This window comes from Amycolatopsis cihanbeyliensis, from assembly GCF_006715045.1.
Taxonomy (GTDB): domain Bacteria; phylum Actinomycetota; class Actinomycetes; order Mycobacteriales; family Pseudonocardiaceae; genus Amycolatopsis; species Amycolatopsis cihanbeyliensis.
Genome location: NZ_VFML01000002.1, coordinates 283,214 through 304,952, shown reverse-complemented (window position 1 = coordinate 304,952; position 21,739 = coordinate 283,214). Strand labels below are relative to the sequence as shown.

18 protein-coding genes are annotated in these 21,739 nt (G+C 71.3%); 15 read left to right on the top strand and 3 right to left on the bottom strand.

The features are described 5' to 3' along the window. Nucleotides 1–31: 31 nt before the first annotated feature. Nucleotides 32–1,060: an alpha/beta hydrolase gene (locus tag FB471_RS29890; protein ID WP_142003070.1), complete on the bottom strand. Its 1,029-nt coding sequence runs from the start codon at nucleotides 1,058–1,060 to the stop codon at nucleotides 32–34. 37 nt (nucleotides 1,061–1,097) lie between these two features. On the opposite strand from FB471_RS29890, the gene FB471_RS29885 reads away from it, so the two are divergent. Further along, nucleotides 1,098–1,583: a GNAT family N-acetyltransferase gene (locus FB471_RS29885; RefSeq protein ID WP_142003068.1), complete on the top strand. Its 486-nt coding sequence runs from the start codon at nucleotides 1,098–1,100 to the stop codon at nucleotides 1,581–1,583. A gap of 3 nt (nucleotides 1,584–1,586) precedes the next feature. Continuing rightward, complete coding sequence (locus FB471_RS29880) at nucleotides 1,587–2,330, top strand: HAD family hydrolase (RefSeq protein WP_246076790.1); 744 nt, start codon at nucleotides 1,587–1,589, stop codon at nucleotides 2,328–2,330. Here the strand turns inward: FB471_RS29880 and FB471_RS29875 are convergent. After that, nucleotides 2,327–4,570 carry a sialidase family protein gene (locus FB471_RS29875; RefSeq protein ID WP_142003905.1) on the bottom strand — a complete coding sequence of 748 codons (2,244 nt, stop codon included), beginning with the start codon at nucleotides 4,568–4,570 and terminating at the stop codon, nucleotides 2,327–2,329. The genes FB471_RS29880 and FB471_RS29875 overlap by 4 nt on opposite strands. A gap of 112 nt (nucleotides 4,571–4,682) precedes the next feature. On the opposite strand from FB471_RS29875, the gene FB471_RS29870 reads away from it, so the two are divergent. The 13 genes from FB471_RS29870 to FB471_RS29810 all read left to right on the top strand — a co-directional run bounded on the left by FB471_RS29870 (nucleotide 4,683) and on the right by FB471_RS29810 (nucleotide 21,045). Next, complete coding sequence (locus FB471_RS29870) at nucleotides 4,683–4,970, top strand: hypothetical protein (RefSeq protein WP_246076789.1); 288 nt, start codon at nucleotides 4,683–4,685, stop codon at nucleotides 4,968–4,970. 15 nt (nucleotides 4,971–4,985) lie between these two features. After that, entirely contained in the window at nucleotides 4,986–5,534 is a 549-nt protein-coding gene (locus tag FB471_RS29865) for a DUF6879 family protein (protein ID WP_142003066.1), read from the top strand. Further along, on the top strand, nucleotides 5,491–6,375 hold the full coding sequence (locus FB471_RS29860) for a helix-turn-helix domain-containing protein (RefSeq protein WP_142003064.1): 885 nt from the start codon (nucleotides 5,491–5,493) through the stop codon (nucleotides 6,373–6,375). Before FB471_RS29865 ends, FB471_RS29860 begins: the two co-directional genes overlap by 44 nt. A gap of 204 nt (nucleotides 6,376–6,579) precedes the next feature. Beyond that, complete coding sequence (locus FB471_RS35395; RefSeq protein WP_246076788.1) at nucleotides 6,580–6,906, top strand: hypothetical protein; 327 nt, start codon at nucleotides 6,580–6,582, stop codon at nucleotides 6,904–6,906. Nucleotides 6,907–6,957: 51 nt separating this feature from the next. Beyond that, the gene (uvrC, locus tag FB471_RS29850) at nucleotides 6,958–8,928 is read left to right on the top strand and encodes an excinuclease ABC subunit UvrC (RefSeq protein WP_142003062.1); all 1,971 of its coding nucleotides are present in this window, start codon (nucleotides 6,958–6,960) and stop codon (nucleotides 8,926–8,928) included. 38 nt (nucleotides 8,929–8,966) lie between these two features. Then, nucleotides 8,967–9,824: an RNase adapter RapZ gene (gene rapZ / locus FB471_RS29845; RefSeq protein WP_142003903.1), complete on the top strand. Its 858-nt coding sequence runs from the start codon at nucleotides 8,967–8,969 to the stop codon at nucleotides 9,822–9,824. 21 nt (nucleotides 9,825–9,845) lie between these two features. Beyond that, nucleotides 9,846–10,796 (top strand): gluconeogenesis factor YvcK family protein, encoded by a 951-nt coding sequence (locus tag FB471_RS29840; RefSeq protein WP_142003059.1) that lies wholly within the window; start codon nucleotides 9,846–9,848, stop codon nucleotides 10,794–10,796. Nucleotides 10,797–10,809: 13 nt separating this feature from the next. Beyond that, entirely contained in the window at nucleotides 10,810–11,802 is a 993-nt protein-coding gene (gene whiA / locus FB471_RS29835; RefSeq protein ID WP_142003902.1) for a DNA-binding protein WhiA, read from the top strand. Nucleotides 11,803–11,880: 78 nt separating this feature from the next. Continuing rightward, complete coding sequence (locus FB471_RS29830) at nucleotides 11,881–12,945, top strand: acyltransferase (protein ID WP_142003057.1); 1,065 nt, start codon at nucleotides 11,881–11,883, stop codon at nucleotides 12,943–12,945. 200 nt (nucleotides 12,946–13,145) lie between these two features. Continuing rightward, nucleotides 13,146–14,159 (top strand): S1 family peptidase, encoded by a 1,014-nt coding sequence (locus tag FB471_RS29825; RefSeq protein WP_246076787.1) that lies wholly within the window; start codon nucleotides 13,146–13,148, stop codon nucleotides 14,157–14,159. Nucleotides 14,160–14,232: 73 nt separating this feature from the next. Further along, the gene (locus tag FB471_RS29820; RefSeq protein WP_246076786.1) at nucleotides 14,233–15,768 is read left to right on the top strand and encodes a hypothetical protein; all 1,536 of its coding nucleotides are present in this window, start codon (nucleotides 14,233–14,235) and stop codon (nucleotides 15,766–15,768) included. Nucleotides 15,769–15,812: 44 nt separating this feature from the next. After that, a complete protein-coding gene (locus tag FB471_RS29815; RefSeq protein WP_142003900.1) occupies nucleotides 15,813–16,553 on the top strand; it encodes a hypothetical protein in 741 nt (246 codons plus the stop codon). A gap of 13 nt (nucleotides 16,554–16,566) precedes the next feature. Then, on the top strand, nucleotides 16,567–21,045 hold the full coding sequence (locus FB471_RS29810; protein WP_142003052.1) for a hypothetical protein: 4,479 nt from the start codon (nucleotides 16,567–16,569) through the stop codon (nucleotides 21,043–21,045). Here the strand turns inward: FB471_RS29810 and FB471_RS29805 are convergent. Next, the gene (locus FB471_RS29805; RefSeq protein WP_142003050.1) at nucleotides 21,042–21,686 is read right to left on the bottom strand and encodes a LysE family translocator; all 645 of its coding nucleotides are present in this window, start codon (nucleotides 21,684–21,686) and stop codon (nucleotides 21,042–21,044) included. The two genes, FB471_RS29810 and FB471_RS29805, sit on opposite strands and share 4 nt — an antisense overlap. Nucleotides 21,687–21,739 lie beyond the last annotated feature (53 nt).

Genomic DNA, 21,739 nt, shown 5'->3' with positions numbered 1-21,739 from the left:
CATGCCGCGAAGCGGCAGGTGCCGGGACCGTTCAGCGGGCCAACCGGTCGGCCAGCCAGGCCAGTGCGAGTGGGTAGCGGTAGTCGATCGCGGCGTGGCCCGCGTCGAACAGTTCGAAGTACACCCGGTCCTCGGGCAACCCGGCCGCGGCCAGTTCGGCGCGGAACGCCTCCGCTCCGAGGTCGAGATAGTGCTCGTCCCAGGTGCCGGCGTCGATCCACACCGCGCGCAGCGAGCGCACCGCGTCGGCGTGCCGCGCCACCATCCGCACCGGATCCCAGTCCAGCCAGCGCTGCCACGGCCGCGGCCGAGGGGCACCGGACACCGGATCGAACGGCAGCTCGGGCGTGCCGTCCCGGTGCGCCGAGAAGCAGGCCGACACCCCGAGCATGTTCAGCAAGGTCGCGTCGTGCTGCCTGGTGAACGCCGGGCGAGAGCGGAAATCCGCCCACCAGCGCATGATGTCGTGGTCGTACTCCCGCAGTGCGCGGGCCGCGTTCCCGAAGTCGGTGAGGTAGCTCAGCTCGTACAGGCTGTCCCCGGCATGCGTGGCCAGCGCGCCGAACAGGTCCGGCCGCAGCATCGGCGTGATCATCGCGCCGAAACCGCCCGAGGACTTGCCGGCGATCGCCCGGGATTCCCGGTCGGCGATGGTGCGGTAGTGCCGGTCCACCCAGGGAACGATCTCCTCGCACAGGTACGAGTGGTACCGGCCGGTCCCCGGCGAGTCCACGAACTGCGAGCCGCCGTACGCGGTCCACGCGTCCACGTACACCACGATGCACCCGGGGGTGCGGCCGTCGGCGAACACGGCATCGGCGGTCTCCAGGAACGGCCGGCGGAACGGGGTGCGGTTGGCCCACATCGACACATGACCGGTGTAGCCCTGGATCACGTACACCGTGGGATACCTGGCGCCGGGGCTGTCCGGGTAGCCCGGAGGGACGTACACCCACAGCGGCCGCTCGTGCGGGTCACCGAGCGGGTTGTCCCGCAGCAGTGTGGAGTCGATGGTGTTGCGGTCGAGTCTTCCGGCGAGTTCGGCATCCCAAGGCAGCATGACGGCAAGTATGTCGGGCCGATGCGACGATGAGGCAATGCACGCGATCGTTCGGCCGTTCGAGAAACGGGACCAGGATGCCGTGGTGGAGCTGTCGTTGCGGGCCTGGGCGCCCGTGTTCGCCTCCATCGAGGGGGTGCTCGGCGACTCCGGCGTCTACGCCCAGATGCATCCGGACTGGCGCTCCGGCCAGGAACGCGCGGTGCGGGGGGCGTGCGACACAGCGGGGATGCACGTCTGGGTCGCCGAGTTGGACACGGTGGTCGCCGGGTTCGTGGCGGCCCGCCTCGACCAGCGGGAGAAGATGGGCGAGGTCTACATGATCGCCGTCGACCCGGACCACCAGGGCGGCGGCATCGGGTCGCTGTTGACCTCGCAGGCGCTGCGGTGGTTCACCGACAACGGGATGGCGCTGGCGATGGTGGAGACCGGCGGCGATCCCGGGCACGCACCGGCGCGCCGGACCTACGAGCGGGCCGGGTTCGTGCGGATGCCGATCTCCCGCTACTTCAAGAAGCTGTGACTGGTGAATAACGACCTATACGGCACCGCTTTGAGTGCCGGCTGGGGTGGCATGCTGGACGCCATGAACGTGCCGGTCCCGAAAAGCCGCCCAGAGGTCGTACTCTTCGACGTGTTCGAAACACTGCTCCAGCTTGACGCGCTGCGCGTCCGGTTCGCCGAGGTGGGTAGGCCGGGCCACGAGTTGGAGCTGTTCTTCGCCCGCACGCTGCGGGACGGGATGGCCTACACCCTCGCCGGCGAGGCCCCGCCTTTTCGCGAGGTGGCGCGGGAGCAGTTGGCGATCACCTCCGGCCACACACTGAGCGAGGACCGGATCGACCACGTGCTGGCCGGGTTCGCCGAACTGCCCGCCCAGCCGGACGCGGATCCGGCGCTGCGGCTCCTGGCCGAGGCCGGGGTGCCCCGCTACGCCTTGACCCACGGCTCGGCCGCCGTCGCCGAGTCCGCGCTGGCGGGAGCCGGCCTGCGCGAGTCCCTGGCCGGGGTGCTCTCCGCCGAGGAGATCCGCTCCTTCAAGCCGCCTGCCCGCGTCTACCACTGGGCCTGCGAGCAGGTGGGTAGCGCGCCGGAGCGCACCGCGCTGGTGGCCGTGCACTCCTGGGACGTGCACGGCGCGGCGCGGGCCGGCCTGCTGGCCGGATTCGCCACCCGGCTGGAGGGCGGCGTCCCCGGCACCGTCCAGCGCCCGCACGTGGTGGCCGAGCGGCTGGACGAGGTCGTCGTGGGGTTGCTCGCGGCGGGTTAGTGCACCCGCATCTCGTACAGTCCGCGGCCGAAGGTCGCCGCCACCAGCCTGCGGTGCCCGGGGTCGTACTCGATGTCGTCCACCGGTACCACCGGCAGCCCGCGTCCCTGCCGCAGCCAGAAGCCGGGGAAGAACCGGAACCCGACGAACACGCCCTGGTCGGTGCCCAGGTAGATCCGGCCGTGCGAGCCGAGCACGACGTCGTTCACCGGAGCGTCCGGCAGGTTCCCGGAGAGGTCGGCCCACCGCTCGCCGCCGTCCCGGGTGCGCAGCACGTGCGCCTGCGGTGAGCCGGACCGGTACGCCGACAGCGTGACGTAGGCGGTCTCCGCGTCCCGCTCGTCCACCGCGATCCTGGTCACCCACGGCTGGTTCTCCAGCACCGTGGTCCAGGTCCGCCCGAGGTCGCGGGTCAGCCACACTCGCCCGTCGTCGGTGCCGACCCAGATCGTGTCCGGATCGGACGGTGCGGCGGCGACCGTGGTGATCGTGCCGTAGGGGTAGACGTCCTGGCCCGGCCCGCCGGTGAGGTCCGGGCTGATCGGCGTCCAGGTCACCCCGCCGTCGGTGGAGCGGTTGAGCCGGTTCCCGCCGTAGTACATGACCTCGGGGTCGTTCGGGTCGAACTGCACCGGGGTGAACCAGTTCCGGCGGTCCGATGTGGTCTCCGGGGTGAAGAACGTCATCGTGTCCCCGCCGTCGGTGGAGCGGAAGCAGTTGCCGTACTGGTAGCAGGCGAACACGTTGTCCTTGTCCCGCGGGTTGATCAGGTTCTCCTCACCGTCCCCGCCGAGGTACTCGTTGAACCGCGGTCCGCCCCAGGACCGCAGCGACCCGTTGTCCTGGGTGCCGCCGGAGATCCTGCTGGTGTCCTGCGGGGTGATCGCGGCGCTGTAGAACTGGGTGTACGGCTCGTGTTCCGCCTTGACCCAGCCGCCGTGCCCGTCCGCGTCGGACCGGTAGACGCCGCCGTCGTTGCCCAGGTACACCCTGGCGGGATAGTCCGGGTCCCAGACCATCGCGTGCTGGTCCACATGGATGCTGGTGTCGTCCGCGGTCCAGGTCCGGCCGCCGTCCTTCGAGGTCACCAGCGGCACCCCGGCCACGTGCACCTGCCGGGAGTCGTCCGGATCGACCCAGAGCTTGCCGAACCACCAGCCGAAGCTGGACTGCGAGTCCTTCAGCACGTCCGGTTCCGGCAACCTGGTCCAGGTTTCTCCGGCGTCGGCCGAGGTGTAGAAACCGGCGAACGGGCCGCTGGTCTGGTTCACGATCGCGTACAACCGGCCCGGCTCGGAGGCCGAGGCCGCGATCCCGATCCGGCCCACGTCCGGACCTTGCTCCGGCAGCCCGCCGCCGAGCCGTTCCCAGGTCAGCCCGCCGTCCAGCGAGCGGAACACCCCGGAGCCGACCCCGCCGTAGGTGCGTTTCTCCGGCGTGCGCCGGTGGTCCCACAGCACGGCGTACACCCGGTCCGGGTCGGTCGGGTCGATGGTCACCTCCGGTGCTCCGGTGAACTCGTTCGCCACATCCAGGGTGCGCTGCCAGGACCGGCCGCCGTCGGTGGTCAGGTACACGCCCCGCTGCCCGCCGCCGGAGTACAGCGACCCGTTCGCCGCCACCAGCAGCCGGTCGTCGTCCCGCGGGTCGACGGCGATGGCCCCGATCGTCCCGGAGTCGCGCAGCCCGACGTTCCGCCAGCTCGTCCCGCGGTTGTCCGAGCGGTAGATTCCGGTGCCCTCGTAGGTGAGGCTGCCCCCGCCGGGGTTGGCCTCGCCGGTGCCGACGTACAGGGTGCCCTCGCCGGTGGTGGCCACCGCGCCCATGGCCTGGGTACCCTCGTCCGGCCAGGCGGGTGCGAAGGTTTTGCCCGCGTCCGTGGAGCGCCACAGCCCGCCGCTGGCCGCCGCCGCGTACACGGTGTCCTTGCGTTGCGGGTCCAGCGCCAGCGAGACGATCCGCCCGCCGATGTTGGTCGGCCCGGCCTGTTTCCACCGGCCGCCGATGGCGGGTAGCCCTTTCGCCTGGTCAGCGGCCTGCGCGTAAGCGTGCCGTGGCACCGTCTCGCCGCGGATGGTCTTCTGCAGGAACCGGTGCTCGGCCGGCGCGGACGGCCCGCGTACCGGGCGATGCTCCCCGGGTTCGCCGGGCCCGGGCGGGTCGGCCAGTGCGGGGCTGGCGGGTGCCAGCAGTAGTGCGGACATTCCGAGCGCGAACGCGGTGGACAACCGGCGACGCATGTGAACCCCCACGGGGACTGAGCGGACATGTCGTCGCGGAGGCTATTGCCCGGATCGGGTGGTCGGTACCCGCCTTCGGCGGTACTTCCCGGCCCCGCCCTACGCCGTTCGCATGGCTCCCGTCGACGCGCCGGCCCCCGCTCGTCGCGCTGAGAAAGTTCCGCAATATTTCACATCGGAGGGCAACATGCGTGTTCAGTTCCTCGGCAAGGACCCAGAGTCGGAGCATGGTCAGTCGCCGACGTTGTTCGCAACCGACCGGGCCGATCGGTGCACCTACATCGTGCAAGGTTGGGTGGTAACCGATCGGCAGGTGCTTGCCGAGATCGGCCCGGTTCCGGACGGCGAGGCGGTGATCGAGATTCCGGAAGAAAGTTCTGCGATTCTACCAGCAGCGTAACCAGGAGGCCGTTAAATGAGTCCTGCCTGCCTGTCCGGCGATGAGTTCCAACGGTTATTTACGGACTTCGAACACACCGCCTTCCGGCTGGAGGTACGGGACCGCTACAACGTCGATGCGGAGGATGAGCCGTTCCGCCGTTTCCTCGCTGGAGAAGCGTCCGACCCGTCGTGGGGTAGCGGCTGGCGAGAGAATATTCAGCGGGTAACCGCAGACGGGAAGCTGTTCGAGCGGGTGCGGGTGAAGAGTATTCCGCTCACCGACTACAGCCGGTTCGGGCTGTGGGCTTGCCAACTCAACATCGAGGCGGGCGAGGATATCCGGTACCTCACTCGGGATGCAGCGGAAGGCATCGAACTGCCCAACCACGACTACTGGTTGTTCGACTCACGCACGCTGGTGCGCATGCACTTCGACGAGGAGGACCGGCCGCTCCAGCACGAGGTGATCACCGATCCGGAGACCATCGTCCAGCACAACTACTGGCGGGATGTGGCCTGGCATTACGCTGTCCGGCGGGATGAATTCGCCAAGGAACACGAACCAAGTCTCCAGCGTCCATGAGGAGCGCCTCGCGCTGGGCCGGCGTCTCCGCGAGCTTCGTCAGCAGGCCGGGCTGACCGGTCGGCAGCTTGCGGAGGCGTTGTCGTGGCCTGCCTCCAAGGTCTCCAAGCTGGAGAACGCCAGACAGTCGCCGAGCGAGGACGACGTCAGGGGTTGGACCGAGGCCACGGGGCACGAGGCCGCCACCGAGTCAGTGCTCGCGTTACTGCGCACGCTGGAGACCCGGCATGGTGAATGGGATCGGCTGTTACGCGGTGGCCTGCACTCGCTGCAGGACAAGATTGCCGAGAGCGAGCGGCATACGCGCCTCATTCGTGCCTTCGAGCCGCTGGTGGTTCCCGGCCTGTTGCAGACCGCCGAGTACGCCAGAGCGCGCCTAGCCGAGGCGGCGCGCAGGCACAATCTGCCGGAGGATCCGGACGATGCGGTGCGAGCACGGATGCGGCGGCAGGAGATTCTGTACCGGCCGGGCCGCCGCTTCCACTTCGTGATGGACGAGGCGGCGCTGCGCGTCCGAAAATGTCCGCCGGAGGTCATGCTCGGCCAGCTGGACCGATTGATCGCGTTGGCCGCCCTGCCCACCGTCCGACTCGGCATCGTCGGGTTCGACACCGCTTACACGGTCGGGCCACGGCACGGGTTCTGGCTCTTTGACAACGACCGGGTGTCGGTGGAGACCTACTCCGCCGAGCTGAACCTGACCCAGGAGCAGGAGATCAAGGTCTACACCGAGGCGTTCGAGGCGCATGCCGCGGATGCCAGCTACGGCCGGGCGGCTCGGGCGATCATCCAGAAGGTGATCGACGACCTCGCGCCGGAGGAACCGCCAGAACAGCCGTAATTTCCGGGCCGCCGCGCGAACGGGTGGAAGTGTAGAAACTTCGGAAACATTTCTCGCGAGCGAGCAAGAGTTCGGCCTAGCGTCGGGTCATGCATCCGAACTTTCGACTGCCGGACATCACCAGCACCTGCGGGGACTGCAAGGGCCGTGGCTGCGCGGCCTGCGGCGGCACCGGCACGATCACGATCGTGGAGGACTGAGGCGGTGCGACCCACCGTCGTCACGCCCGATGTGGTGACCGCGACCTTCACATACCGCAACGGCCGGACCGAGCCGGTCTACCTGGCGCCCTACCCGAGGGAGGGGCCGGTGCGGCTGGCTGACGCCGAGGGCAGAGCGGTGCTGGCGTTCATGTACGCGCACTTCGTGTTCCAGTGGTTGGAGGGCACCCAGGTCGTGCGGATCAGCCACGGCACCCTGGCCGGTCCCCGCATCCTGCTCTGGCGCGAGGTGCCGATCGAGGGCCGCTGGTCGCCGGAGGTGCTCGCCGGGTTCGGTCGCCGCTGGGCGGAGGACCAACTGGCCCGCTGAAGGCCCCGGGGCCACGCAGCACTGTCGGAGGCGAGCCATAGGCTTGGGAGTGTGGCTGACCCGTCGACCTACCGCCCATCGCCAGGGAGCATCCCGGACGCGCCCGGAGTGTACAAGTTCCGTGACGAGACCAAGCGGGTCATCTACGTCGGCAAGGCCAAGAGCCTGCGCAGCAGGCTGAACTCCTACTTCGCCGACCTCGCCGGGCTGCACCCGCGCACCCGGCAGATGGTCACCACCGCCGCGAGCGTGGAGTGGACGGTGGTGGGCACCGAGGTCGAGGCCCTCCAACTCGAGTACAACTGGATCAAGGAGTTCGACCCGCGGTTCAACGTCCGCTACCGGGACGACAAGACCTACCCGGTGCTCGCGGTCACCCTGCACGAGGAGTTCCCCCGGCTGCATGTGTACCGCGGGCCGCGCAAGAAAGGCGTGCGCTACTTCGGCCCCTACGCGCACGCCTGGGCCATCCGGGAGACCCTGGACCTGTTGCTGCGCGTGTTCCCCGCGCGCACCTGCTCGAACGGCGTGTTCCGCAGGCACGGCCAGATCGGCAGGCCCTGCCTGCTCGGCTACATCGGCAAGTGCTCGGCGCCCTGCGTGGGTACTGTCTCGGCCGAGCAGCACCGGCAGATCGTCAGCGACTTCTGTGACTTTCTCGCCGGGCGCACCGACGTGATGGTGCGCAGGCTGGAACAGGAGATGGCGCAGGCATCCGAGGGGCTGGAGTTCGAGAAGGCGGCCCGGCTGCGGGACGACCTCGGCGCGCTGCGCAGGGCGATGGAGAAGCAGGCCGTGGTGCTGGGCGACGGGACCGACGCCGATGTGGTCGCCTTCGCGCACGACGAGCTGGAGGCCGCCGTGCAGATCTTCCATGTGCGCGGCGGCCGGGTGCGCGGCCAGCGTGGCTGGGTGATCGACAAGGCCGAGGAGATGGACGTCGCCGCGCTGGTCGGGCAGTTCCTCGCCCAGTTCTACGGCGAGCAGGCCGAGCTCGCCGCCGAGGCCCCGGACACCGCCTCGCCGGTGCCCCGCGAAGTACTCGTTCCCGAACTGCCTCCGGACGCCGAGGCGGTGACCGAGTGGCTGACCGGCCTGCGCGGCTCGCGGGTGCGGTTGCGGGTGCCGCGGCGCGGGGACAAGCGGACACTGGCCGACACCGTGGCCCGTAACGCCTCCGAGGCCTTCGCCCAGCACAAGCTGCGCAGGGCGGGCGACCTCACCGCCCGGTCGGCCGCGTTGTCGGAGTTGCAGGAACACCTCGGGCTGGACAGCGCCCCACTGCGGATCGAGTGCGTGGACATCAGCCATATCGCGGGCAGCGATGTGGTCGCCTCGCTGGTCGTGTTCGAGGACGGCGTGCCGCGCAAGTCGGAGTACAAGCGGTTCGCCCTGCGGGAGGCCGCGCAGGAGGGTGACGTCGCCTCGATCGCCGAGGTCGTGCGGCGCCGGTTCTCCCGCTACCTCAAGGAAATCGAGAACGTCGAACAGGAGGTGACCGGCGAGGGGGAGCAGCGGCCCGGCATCGATCCGGAGACCGGCAGGCCGCGGAAGTTCGCCTACCCGCCCAACCTGCTGGTGGTGGACGGCGCGGGCCCGCAGGCCACCGCGGCGGCCGACGTGCTGGCCGAGCTCGGCATCACCGACGTGGCGGTGGTCGGCCTGGCCAAGCGGCTGGAGGAGGTGTGGCTGCCTGCCGACCCCGATCCGGTGATCCTGCCGCGTAGCTCCGACGCGCTGTACCTGTTGCAGCGGGTGCGCGACGAGGCGCACCGGTTCGCGGTGCGCTATCACAGGGAGAAGCGGTCGAAGCGGCTGCAGACCTCGGCATTGGACGGGGTGCCGGGCCTCGGTCAGGCGCGCAGGACCGCACTGATCAAGCATTTCGGTTCGGTGAAGAAACTCAAGCAGGCCAGCGTGGACGAGATCGCGGCGGTGCCGGGCTTCGGCAGGCGCACCGCGGAGGTCGTGCACGCCGCGCTGGCGGGCGAGAACGGCACAGAACGGGAGACGGGAACGTGACAACGGGCGAGGGGGCAGCGCCGGGCAAGACCTCGGGTATGGAGGTGGCCGTGGTCAGCGGCCTCTCCGGAGCCGGGCGTAGCACGGCGGCGAAGTGCCTCGAGGACCTCGGCTGGTTCGTGGTGGACAACCTGCCGCCGGAGCTGATCTCCACCATGGTCGAGCTCGGCGCGCAGGCGCAGGGCGCGATCACCAAGGTGGCGGTCGTGATGGACGTGCGCTCGCGCGCGTTCACCGACGACCTCGCCTCGGTGATCAAGGATCTGGACGCCCGCGGGTACAAGCCGAGGGTACTGTTCCTCGAGGCCACCGACGCCGTGCTGGTCAGCAGGTTCGAGCAGGTTCGCCGCGGGCACCCGATGCAGGGTGACGGCCGGCTCTCCGACGGGATCACCGCCGAGCGCGCGCTGCTGGCGCCGTTGCGCGAGGAGGCCGACCTGGTGCTGGAGACCTCGGCGCTGTCGGTGCACCAGTTGCGAGCCAAGATCGAGGACGCCTTCGGCTCGGAGGCCAGCACGCAGACCAGGGTCACCGTGCTGTCCTTCGGGTACAAGTACGGGCTGCCGATGGACGCCGATCTGGTGATGGACGTGCGGTTCCTGCCGAACCCGTTCTGGATCCCGGAACTGCGCGAGTACACCGGGCTGGACGGCGACGTGCGCAACTACGTGCTGACCCAGGAGGGGGCCGAGGAATTCCTGGAGCGCTACCATGAGCTGCTCCGGTTGATCGGCGCGGGCTACAAGCGCGAGGGCAAGCGGTACCTGACGCTCGCCGTCGGATGCACCGGCGGAAAGCACCGCAGCGTGGCGATCTCCGAGGAGCTGGCCCGCCGGATGTCCAATGAGGACGGTATGGCGGTCAAGGTGGTGCATCGGGACCTTGGTCGGGAGTGAGCGAGCACGACAACGACACCCTTGCGCGCGGTAGCCCTTGGCGGTGGCCACGGCCTGCACGCGACGCTGAGCGCACTGCGGCGGATCACCTCCGACGTGACGGCGGTCGTCACGGTGGCCGACGACGGCGGGTCCTCGGGCAGGCTGCGCCGGGAGCTCGGGCTGTTGCCGCCCGGCGACCTGCGGCAGGCCCTGTCCGCGCTGGCCGCCGCGGAGGACGGCGGCAGCCTGTGGTCGGAGGTGTTCCAGCATCGCTTCGGCGGTGACGGTGCGCTGGCCGGGCACGCGGTCGGCAACCTGCTGCTGGCCGGGCTGTTCGAGGTACTCGGCGATCCGGTGGCCGCGCTGGACGAGGCGGCCAACCTGGTCGGCGTCTCCGGCAGGGTGCTGCCGATGAGCGTGGAGCCGCTGGAGATCGAGGCGGAGGTCACCGGGCTGGAGAACGGCGGGGTGAGCCGGATCCGCGGGCAGGTCGCGGTGGCCAGCACGCCGGGGCAGGTTCGCCGGATCACCCTGCACAACCCGGAACGCCCCGACCGGCCGCCGGCGGCGGCTCCGCAGGCCGTGCGGGCGGTGCTGGACGCCGACGCGGTGTTTCTCGGCCCGGGTTCCTGGTTCACCAGTGTGCTCCCGCACCTGTTGTTACCGGATCTGCACGACGCGCTGGTCCGCACGAGGGCCACGAAGGTGGTCGTGCTCAATTTGATCCCCCAACCGGGTGAGACGGCTGGGTTCTCCCCGGAACGCCACTTGGACGTACTCTTCGAACACGCTCCCCGGCTCCGAGTCGACGCGGTGATCGCGGACAGGGACTCGGTGCCCACACCGGCTCGGCTGCGGCATGCGGCGGCCGGACTGGGCGGGCGCGCGCATCTGGCTGACATTGCCGACCAGGGGGTGGCCGGTCGGCACGATCCGGATGCGCTGGCGAGTTGTGTGCGAGAGGCTCTCGGTCTTGCCCGAGAGCAGTGAGGAGGAGGGGATAATGGCGATGACCGCGGAGGTCAAGGACGAGCTGAGCCGGTTGGAGTTCACCAAGATCGGCCCGCGTCGCTCCGAGGTGGCCTCGATGCTGCGGTTCGCCGGTGGCCTGCACATCGTGGGTGGCAGGGTCGTGGTCGAGGCGGAACTGGACACCGGTTCGGTGGCCCGCAGGCTGCGTAAGGAGATCCACGAGCTCTACGGCCACCATTCCGACGTGCATGTCATCTCGTCGAGCGGGGGCCTGCGCAAGGGAACCCGGTACGTGGTCCGGGTGGTCAAGGACGGTGAGGGGCTGGCACGGCAAACGGGCCTGATCGACCAGCGCGGCAGGCCGGTGCGTGGCCTGCCCGCCGCGGTGGTCTCCGGCGGGATCGCCGACGCCGAGGCGGCCTGGCGGGGTGCCTTCCTGGCCCATGGCTCGCTCACCGAGCCGGGGCGCTCGTCCTCGCTCGAGGTCACCTGCCCGGGTCCGGAGGCCGCGCTGGCGTTGGTCGGCGCGGCGCGCAGGCTGGGCATCCAGGCGAAGTCCCGTGAAGTGCGTGGCGCCGACCGGGTGGTGGTCCGGGACGGGGACGCCATCGGCGCGCTGCTCACCCGGCTCGGCGCGCATGAGAGCGTGCTCACCTGGGAGGAACGCCGGATGCGGCGCGAGGTGCGGGCCACGGCCAACCGGCTGGCCAACTTCGACGACGCGAACCTGCGCCGGTCCGCGCGGGCCGCGGTGGCCGCGGCGGCCAGGGTCGAGCGCGCGATGGAGATCCTCAGCGACTCCGCGCCCGACCACCTGCTGGCCGCCGGCAAGCTGCGGCTGTCCAACCGGCAGGCCTCGCTGGAGGAGCTCGGCCAGCTGTCCGACCCGCCGATGACCAAGGACGCCGTGGCCGGCCGGATCCGCAGGCTGCTCGCGATGGCCGACAAGAGGGCGAAGGAGCAGGGCATCCCGGATACCGAGTCGGCCGTCACCGCCGAGATGCTCGAGGAAGAGGAGGTCTGACCGGCGAAAGCGGGTGGGCTGGGGCGGAGTGACGGCGGGCGACCAGCGCGGGAGCCGCTGGTCGATCTCGTGCGGGCCGTGGCGATCACCGGGGTGGTGCTCGGCCACTGGCTGGTCACGGCCGTCCTGCCGGCCGGGGAGGGCGTGCTGGCCGGGCTGGACGTGGACAGCCCGCTGCGTCACCTGCCCGCGCTCGCGCCGCTGAGCTGGCTGCTGCAGACCCTCGGGCTGTTCTTCTTCGCCGGCGGTTTCGGCGCCGCGGTGAGCAGGGCCAGCGCCCGGCGGTACGCCGGGAGCCTGCGCGGCTGGTGGGTGGCGCGGGTGTCCCGCCTCGCCCGAACCGTCCTGCTGGTGCTCCTGGCCTGGGCCATCGTGCTGGGCGTGCTGCTGCTGTTCGGGCTCGGCGCCGACGCCGCGGGCACGGTGGTCCACCTGGTGACGAGCCCGTTGTGGTTTCTCGCCGTGTACGTGGTGCTGCTCGCCGGCACGGATGTCGCACTGGCCCTGCACGGGTGGCTGGGCTGGGCCGCCGCGGCCGTACCCGCCGGGCTGGCCCTGCTGGTGGAGTCGGCGGTGGCCGCGGGCGCTCCCGGCGTCCTCGGCCAGGCGACCGTGCTGCTGGTCTGGTGGGTGCCCTGGCAACTCGGTGTGGTCGCTGCCGAGCGCGGCATACCCGGCCCACCGGCGGCCACGGCGTTGCTCGCGTTCGGGGTGGCGGGCGGGCTGCTCGCGGTGCTGGTGTTCGGCTACCCGGTCTCCGCGGTCGGCGGCACCGGACAGGCACGGTCGAACCTGGCGCCGCCCTCGCCGTTCGCGCTGGCGCTCGCCCTGGCCCAGGTGGGTGCCGTGCTGCTGGCCGCGCCACCGCTGCGCCGGGCCGCGCGGTCGGCACGGACCGTCGTCGGCTGGGTGAACGCGCGGGCCCTGCCGATCTTCCTGCTGCACCAGAGCGCGCTCACCGCGGTGCTCCTGGCCGCCGGCGCTTTCGGGACGTTCGCCGGGCTGCACGAGGTTCCCTCCGGCGGGGCGTGGCTGCTCGCCCGGCTGTGCTGGCTGCCGGGATTCGCCGGCATGCTGTGGCTGCTGCTCGTCACCCTGGGCCGGATACTCCCGGCACGCCGCGATGCGCCGGGACAGAAATAGCTCTTATGCCTGGCATTCACATTCCCAGTTCGGGTGTTTATTTCCCAGTACTTTCGTCGGCGAACAGTGCCGCAGATCTTGTATGCCATCGGATTTTCTCGTTAACCTCGCCACGGTTGGCCGGTCATTCCACCTTCGTCATCCTTATTCGCGTCTGTCCCTCGCGGCGCGAATTTCCCCTGCGAGAAGGAGATCGCCAAGTGGTATTCAAGAATTCGGCTCTGCTCGCCTCGGCCGGCCTGCTGACGGTCGCCGCGCTGGTGCCGCTGAGCACCTCGGTCGCCGCGGCCGACAGCCAACTCGGCGCGGACGCCGGCATCGAGTCGCTGAGCTCGGCGCTCGGTACGAGCTTCGGCGGTGCCTGGATCGATCCCTCCGACGGCGACCTGGTCGTCGGTGTGACCGACCGGGACGAACTCGACGACGTGACCAGGACCGGCGCCGAACCACGGCTCGTCCGGCACAGCACCGCCGAGCTGGACACCATGGTGGACAAGCTGGACGCGGTCGAGGCGACCGCGCCGAAGTCGATCACCCGGTGGGGTGTCGACGTGCGGCACAACGTGGTCAACATGACGGTGCTTCCGGGCACGGCCGAGCAGGCCCGCGACCTGGCCGCCTCGGTCGGCATCACGGATGTGCGGATCCAGGAGTCGTCCGAGGTTCCCCGGCTCTACGCCGACATCCAGGGCGGGGAGGCCTACCACCCCGGCAACTCGCGGTGCTCGGTCGGTTTCTCCGTACGCGGCGGGTTCGTCACCGCGGGCCACTGCGAGACCGAGACCGGAGGCGGTTCGCTGACCAAGGACGGCCGGCCGCTCGGCCAGTGGGGCGGCTCGCGCTTCCCCGGCGCCGACTACGCCTGGGTGCGCACCAGCAGCGACTGGACCCCGGTCGGCTCGGTCACCGGGGTGGGCCCGGTCTCCGGCTCGCAGGAGGCGGCCACCGGTGCCGGTGTCAGCAAGTCCGGCTCCACCACGGGTGTGACCAGGGGCACCATCGGTCAGAAGAACCAGACCGTGCGCTACCCGCAGGGTTCGGTCCGCGGGCTCACCGCCACCAACGCGCTCTGCCAGCCCGGTGACTCCGGCGGCGCGTTCATCTCGAACGGGCAGGCACAGGGTGTTGTCTCCGGCGGGGACAGCCGTACCTGCTTCTTCCAGCCGGTGCGTCCCATCCTTTCCGCCTACAACCTGACCCTCGTCACCGGCTGACCCACCGACCGGCGCTCCCGCACCTCGGCCCCGAGGTGCGGGAGCGCCGAAACACGGCTTAACGTTGCGCCTTGTGCGTGATGGTGATCCGGGTGAAGGGCCGATCAGCCCGGGGGGTGTCGACGAGGGGCTTGCCCGCAGGCTCAAGGCCCTGGCCTGCACCGCCCCGCTGCACGACCTGGACGCGCGCAAGGCCAAGCTGGACTGGGCCGACGCCACCACCTACCAGATGGCCGAGATCGCGCTGCACACGATCGACCAGGTCACCATCGCGATGGACTTCGACACCGGCGCCGACCACCAGCAGGTGATCAACCGGCTGCAGCCGTTCATCGCCGCGCAGGCCCCGCACCGGCACCCGGAGGAGCACGTGCGGGTGGCCAGGTGGGTGCTGGACAACCTGATCAATGTCGGCACCGCGGACCGGGGTTTCCGCCGGGTGTACGGCAGTGTCGACGCGGTCGGCGCCTACCAGCGCAGGGCGTTCGACTTCAAGCTGCTGGTCGAGCTGGTCGCCCCGGACGGGGAGGTGTACCTGCGGGCCAGCGACGAGGCGATCAACGTGCTGGTCGGCGCGCTGGACACCGACGTCGAGTCCGCGCAGATCGCGGCCGAGGTCAAGCTGGAGAACCTGATCAGCAGGGGCAGGCTCGCCGACGCGAAGCTGGCCGCCGAGCAGGCGCGCTACCGCACCGTGCAGTACGGCGAGACGCTGCGCGCGAAGCTGGACGCCACCCGCCGGGACGTGCGCGCCGTGGACTGGGACCAGGAGATGCCGGAGCTGCTCGACTCGGCGCTGTCGCACATCGAGTCCCGGTTCCGCGCGGAGAACGCCATCCTGCGCAACATCACCGCGGCCAGGGACGAGGCGGAGGACACCGATCACAAGCGGCGGGCCGCCGAGCTGGTTGATATCGTCGCCGACTGCATCAGCAGGCACACCCAGCTGCAGTCCCGGCTGCAGGCGGCCGGGGCGACCTTCCGGGCCGAGCAGGACCGGCAGCAGTTCTCCGGACCACCTCGCAGGGCCACGGTGGATCTGTTCGGGCAGGTGCTGGTACCCAGCCTGGAACTGCCGGTGGCCGAGGCGGTGCGCCCGGTGGAGGCGTTCTTCCACGGGGCCTCCGGGCTGGCCGTGCCGACCGTGCCCGCGCTGCCGGCACTGGTGTCCCTGCTGTTGCGACCCGCCCCGGAGCGGGACAAGCTGATCGGCGAGGTTCCGGAGCCGGAGCTGCTGCCCGCGGAGTCGGTGGACTACTACAGCGACGAGCAGTGGCGCCAGGCCGACGAACTGCTGCATCTGCCCGAGGTGCCGCGGCGGCTGTCCGGGCTGCTGGCCGAGGCCAGGGAGATCGACGCCGAACTGGACACACTGGTGGCGCTGCGGGCCCTGCACGCCTACAGCCCCGAGGTGGGTGCCGCGGTCCGGCAGGGGGACGAGCGGGCACTGCTGGCGGTGGACGACGGGGTGCCGCTGGAGGACGAGCGGTTCGGCGGGGCGGACCTGTTGCTCGTCTCGGCCCGGATCGACCGGGCCGCCGCCGCGACCGGGGAGCCGGAAGCGACTGGCGCGACCGACGCGACTGACGAGGAGGTGGGACAGGCGTGAAGAACGTCGACGTGGAGGCAGCCGCGCGGCTGGTCTCGTTCGGCATGCGGCCCAAGCAGCTGCCCTCGCGGGACGTGACCTATGCCGACCTGGTCCGTCGCTACGCCGAGGACAGCGCGTTCAAGCAGCTCACCCACTCCGTCGCGGCCGGGCTCGGGCTGATGGTGCTGGACGTCAGCACCCAGGCGGGCGCGGTGCTGGCCGCGACCGACGAGTCCGTTTTCGAGATCAAGATGGACAGCTACGCCCGGCAGAGCAAGATCCGTGAGCGTAGGGAAACCGAGAAGGTGCTGCACGGGCTGGTGCACCTGGCGACCGCCGCGCTCGGTTTCCCGCGGCCGGACGACCTCGCCAACGACACCTACATCGGCCGGGTCAGCGTGGAGCAGGTCGACTCCGTGGTGCGCGAGGCCTGCCGGATCCTGGACGAGCGGGCCGCCAGGGCCGAGGAGAACAACGATCCGCTCGCCGACGCCCCCGAGTTGGAGCAGGCCTGGCGGGCCTACGCGCGCAGGCCGGCCGCGGCGGCGACCAAGGACGGCAGGCTGGCCGCGGACACCACCCGCGGCATGGTGTCCCGCGCCCTGCGGTTTCTCGCCGAGCAGGGCTTCCTGGTGCAGGTCAACTCGGAGCAGGGCGGCACCTACCGCACCACCCCGCGCTACCAGGTGCAGGTGCGTGAGCTGGCCGCGGACAGTGCCTTCGAGGAGTTGCTGGACCTCGGCGTGGTCTCGGTCGGCGAGGCGGGCGGCACGCTGCGGCCCACCATTTCGGACACTCTCTAGGGGTAGGGGATCGATGTACGAGCTTTCCCGGGTCCGGTTGCATTCCGTCGGCCCGGCCGGCGCGCGGTACCAGGACGTCGTGCTCGACCTCAGCGGGGTCGGTCCGGTGGTCCGGACGCCGACCCAGGACGCGCTGTTCAGCGCCGGGATCCACGCCGCGGAGCAGGGCCTTCCCCGGCGTCCGTCGCCGGCAAGCGTGCTGTTCCTCGAGAACGGCGGCGGGAAGTCCGTGCTGATCAAGCTGATCTTCTCGGTGATGCTGCCCGGCCGCCGCCAGGTGGTCGGCACGACCAGCACGCGGGTGCTGGAGAAGTTCGTCGGTGCCAAGGATGTCTCGCACGTGGTGCTGGAGTGGCAGCACACCGAGAACGGCCGCAGGCTGATCACCGGAAAGGTGTCCGAATGGCGCGGCCACGTGGTCTCCGCCGACCCGGCCAACCTCGCCGACGCCTGGTTCTGCTTCCGGCCGAGCACGACACTGGACCTGGAGTCCCTGCCGTTCACCGAGGACGGCAGGCTGCTGACCATGTCCGGCTTCCAGGAGAAGCTGGACGAGGGGCACCGCGCGGAGCCGGAGCTCGAGCTGTTCTGGACCCGCAGGCAGCACGAGTGGACCGAGAAACTGGACCTGCTCGGCCTGGACACCGAGCTGTTCCGGTACCAGCGCGCGATGAACGCGGGGGAGGGCGAGGCCGCGGACGCCTTCACCTTCGGCACCGACGGCGCCTTCGTCGACTTCCTGCTCAAGGCCGTCATCTCCGAGGACGACCCGCGCGACCTCGCCGAGGTGCTGCGGACCTACGCGCACAACCTCAGCCAGCGCGGTGAGCTGCTCGCCGAGCGCGACTTCGTCGCCGGGGCGCTGGAACTGCTCGAGCCGCTGACCGAGGAGGAGTCGCTGGCCGCGGCTTCCCGGAAGCTGGCGGCCACCGCCCGGTCCTCCGCGCAGTCCTTCGCCGCCTCGGTCGCCGCGCGGCAACGGGTCGAGGCGCAGCGGCTGGACGGCCTGCGGGCACACGTCGAGGAGGCCAGGACGGCGGAGAAACTCGCCGAGGGCGACCACCGCAGGCTGGGCGCGGTGGTCGGCGAGCTGCGCCGGGTGGTGGCAGACCTGCGGCTGGCCGACGCGGTGCGGGCCAAGGAGGACCTGGACACCGAGCTGACGGAGGCGCGGGCGACCGCGCGGGCCTGGCGGGAGACCGAGACGGTGCTCGGCCAGCTGAACGCCGTGCGCAGGGCCGCGGACATCCGGGAACTGGTCGGGGAGCGGGAGCAGACCGCGAAACCCGCGCTGGAGGCGAAAAACGCGGCGGCCTTCGCGCTGGCCCGCGGCCTGCTGGGGCTCGCGGCGCAGGCCGGTGAGCAGGCCGAGGCCGCCGCGGAGCGAGCGGCGGCCTCGCACGCGGAGGCGGCCGCCGCGCAGGCGACCCGGGACGAGGCGACCTCCACCGCGGCCACCCAGCGGGCCGGTGCCGCGCAGCTCACCGAGCGGCTCGAGGAGATCAGGTCCGAGATCCGCGGGCACGTGCGAGACGGCTTGCTCACCGAGGGCACCGAGGTCACGACGGCGGCGCAGCGAGCCCGCACCGAGGCGGAGACCGTGGCCAAGGAGGCCGCGGCGGGGGAGGCCGAGCTGGAGGGCCTCGGTGAGGAACTCGCCGAGGCACAGTCCGCCGCGCAGGCGGCCCGGCACCGGGTGAGCACCGCGCGGGACCGGTCCGAGCGGGCGGCCGCGGAGCTGGACAAGGCACACCGGCGTACCGACAGCCTCGCCGCGGAGCCCCGTCTCGCCGAGCTGCTGGGCGGGGAGTCCGTACAACCGGAGACGGACGCTCCCGCGCTGCAGACCCGGTTGCGGGAGGCCCGCGCGGAGGCCGAGCGGGAGCGGATGGCGCTGCGCATGGCCGAGCAGGTCGACGAGCGTGCGCTCGCGGCGCTGGGCAGCGGCGGCCTGCTGCCCGCGCCGGCGGAGGTGCAGTCTGTACTCGACGTGCTGGAAGGGGCCGGAGTTCCCGCGTGGTCCGGCTGGCGCTATCTGTCTACATTGGATCGCGCGGAGCGGGGCCGGGCGCTGGAGCGGTTCCCGCACCTGGTGGGTGGCGTCCTGCTGAACGACCCTGCCGCCCTGCCGCGGGCCGAGGCCGCACTGGCCGAGGCCAAGCTGCTGCCCAGCGTGCTGCTGGCCGTCGGCACCACCGCGGCCGTGCGTGCCGAGGACGGCGCGGGCCCCGCGGGACTGGAGTTCCTCGTCCCGCCCAACCCGGCGATGTACGACGAGGAGGCGGCCGACGCCGAGCGGGAGGCGATCGCGGCCCGGCATGCGCGCAGGCAGAAGCAGCTGGAGTCGCTGTCCGCGGCGATCGAGGCCGATGCCGCGCTGGAATGGAAACTCACCACCTGGCGGGAGGACTACCCGGCCGGTGCGCTGGGACGGCTGGCCGAGGAGGCCGAGGACGCCGCGGGTGAGCTCACCGAGGCCGGCGTGGCCGAGCGGCGGGCGAGCACGTCCGCCGAGGAGCTGACCGCGAAGCGGGCGCGGCTGCGCGAGGACGTACCGCGGCGCCGGGCCGCGGCGCGGGAAGCCGAGGACCGGGCCCGCACGCTGGCCGAGCTGGCCGACCGGGCCGCGCGCGTCTCGGAATGGACCGACGCCGCCACGCGGGCGCAGGACACCGCGGCGCGGGCCGAGGCCGATGCGGAGGAGGCGGCCACGCGCGCGGCGCGGTTGCGCGAGGAGGCGGCGGAGGAGCAGCGGACGGCCGACGGGCACCGCCGCACCGTCAGCAGCGCCCGCGCCGAGCTGGCCGAGGTTCCCGGCGGTGGCTCGGTCTCCACCGACGACCCGGTGCCGTCCGAGCCGGTGGACGCGCTGCGGCGCGCGTTCGTCTCGGCCAGTGAGGCCTACGCCAAGGTCGAGGTCGGTAGCGACCTGCGCGCCGAGCTGGAGCAGGCGGAGCACGCCGAGTCCGCGGCGCGGGCGGCGCTGGAGGCGCTCGACCCGGATATCCGGGAGCGCGCGGGACAGCTACTGGAAACCGCGGACGGGGCGGACGCGGCCACCAGGGCGGCCGCACAGGCCAGGGCGGAACGGACGGTGTCCGCGTTGGAGACCGAACAGGGCGAGGCGATCAGCCTGGTCGCCACCCGCAGGGCCGAGCTCGAGCAGCTGCCGAAACACCCCTCCGCGCTGGACGGGCGGACCCGGCCCGCCGGTGTCGAGCACGGGGCCGAGCTGATCGAGGCCGCTGCCGAGGAGGCCGATACGGCCGCGCGGGCCTGGGAGAAGGCACAGGCGCGCCGCGCCGAGGCGGAGTACGTGCTGGAGAACGCGCAGTCCTCGGCCTCCGGCTTCCGGGTGCTGTCCGAGTCACTCGCGCACCTGGTGCCCAAGGGCGAGGACGAAGCGGTGGAGGTCTTCGACGGCGATGTCGACGCGGCACAGGACAGGCACAGCAAGCTGAACAGCGAGCTGAGCAGTGCCGAGGAAGCGCTGGACACGGCGGAATCACGGGTGCGTGCCGCGGCCGACGCGCTGGCGCAGTACGCCACCGAGAAGCGTTTCGAGCACCTCGCCAGCCCGGTGCGTCAGCAGATCATCTCGGTGAAGCGGGACAGCCTGCCCGCCAACGCGGGGGAGTGGACCGCCGCGCTGCGCCCCCGGCTGCGCACGCTCACCGACGACCTCGCGCAGATCGACCGGCACCGCTCCGGGATCGTGGCAAGGCTGCAGGGGATGGTCGAGGGCGCGCTGCGGATGCTGCGCTCGGCACAGCGGCTCTCCAGGCTGCCCGAGGGCCTCGGCGACTGGTCCGGCCAGGAGTTCCTGCGGATCCGCTTCGCCGATCCGGACGACAGCACACTGGGCGCGGCGCTCGGCGAGGTGGTCGACGAGGCGGCGCTCGGCAAGACCGGCGACGGCCGGGAGGTGAAGCGGGACGGGATGTCCCTGCTGCTGCGCGGGGTGCATGCGGCGGTGCCGAAGGGGTTCCGGGTGGACATGCTCAAGCCGGACTCGGTACTGCGCACCGAGCGGCAGCGGGTGTCGGAGATCCGCGACGTCTTCTCCGGCGGCCAGCAGCTCACCGCGGCGATCATCCTGTACTGCACCCTGGCCGCGCTGCGCGCCAACAACCGGGGCAAGCTGCAGCTCCGGCACTCCGGCGTGCTGTTCCTGGACAACCCGATCGGCCGCGCCTCGGCCGGCTACCTGCTGGAGCTGCAACGGGTGGTGGCCAGTGCCCTCGGGGTGCAGTTGATCTACACCACCGGGCTGTTCGACGCGGGGGCGCTGAGCGAGTTCCCGCTGATCATCCGCCTGCGCAACGACGCCGACCTGCGCGCGGGTCGCAAGTACCTCTCGGTGGACGCCACCATCCGGGGTCAGCTGGACGAACTCGGCGAGGTCGAGGACACCGCCCGCGTCTCCGCCACCCGACTGTTCAGCAAATCCGGCGAAACCACCGATCCGGACCCGGATCCCGCTCCTGGCTAGTCCTTGCGGCCGGTGATGGCCAGGCCGGCGCCCAGGCCGATCATGACGAACCCACCGGTGCCACCGATCAACGCGAGCCGGCGAGGGGACCGGGCGAACCATTCGCGTGCGGTGCCCGCGAGCAGCGCCCAGGCGCCGTCCAGCACCAGCGCGATGGCCGGCAGCAGGATCCCGAGCAGCAACATCTGGACGGGCACCGACCCGGTCGTGTGATCGACAAACTGCGGCAGCACCGCGGCCAGGAAGACGATCGCCTTCGGGTTGGCGAAGCCCACCACGAGGCCGTCCCTGACCACCCGCAGCGGTCGGGCGGCGCTCGCGGTGACCGTGGTGTGCACCGCCTCGGCCAGGGCGCGCCGGTGCCGGATCGCCTGCACACCGAGATAGACCAGGTATCCGGCACCCACCAGTTTCACCACGGTGAACACCGTCGCCGACCGCTCGACCACCGTGCCCAGCCCGAGCGCCACCGCGATGACCTGCAGGTACACCCCCGCCGCGTTGCCGACGACGGTCAGCAACGCGGTACGCCGCCCGGCCGCGAGTGCCTTGCTCACCACGAACAGCACGCTCGGGCCCGGGACCACGACCATGACGAAGGTCAACACGGCGAACGCCGCCACCTGACTCGCCGACACCATGTCGTAGACCCTAGAACCCGCCGCGCATCCGCGCGTACTCCTTTTCCGGGGCG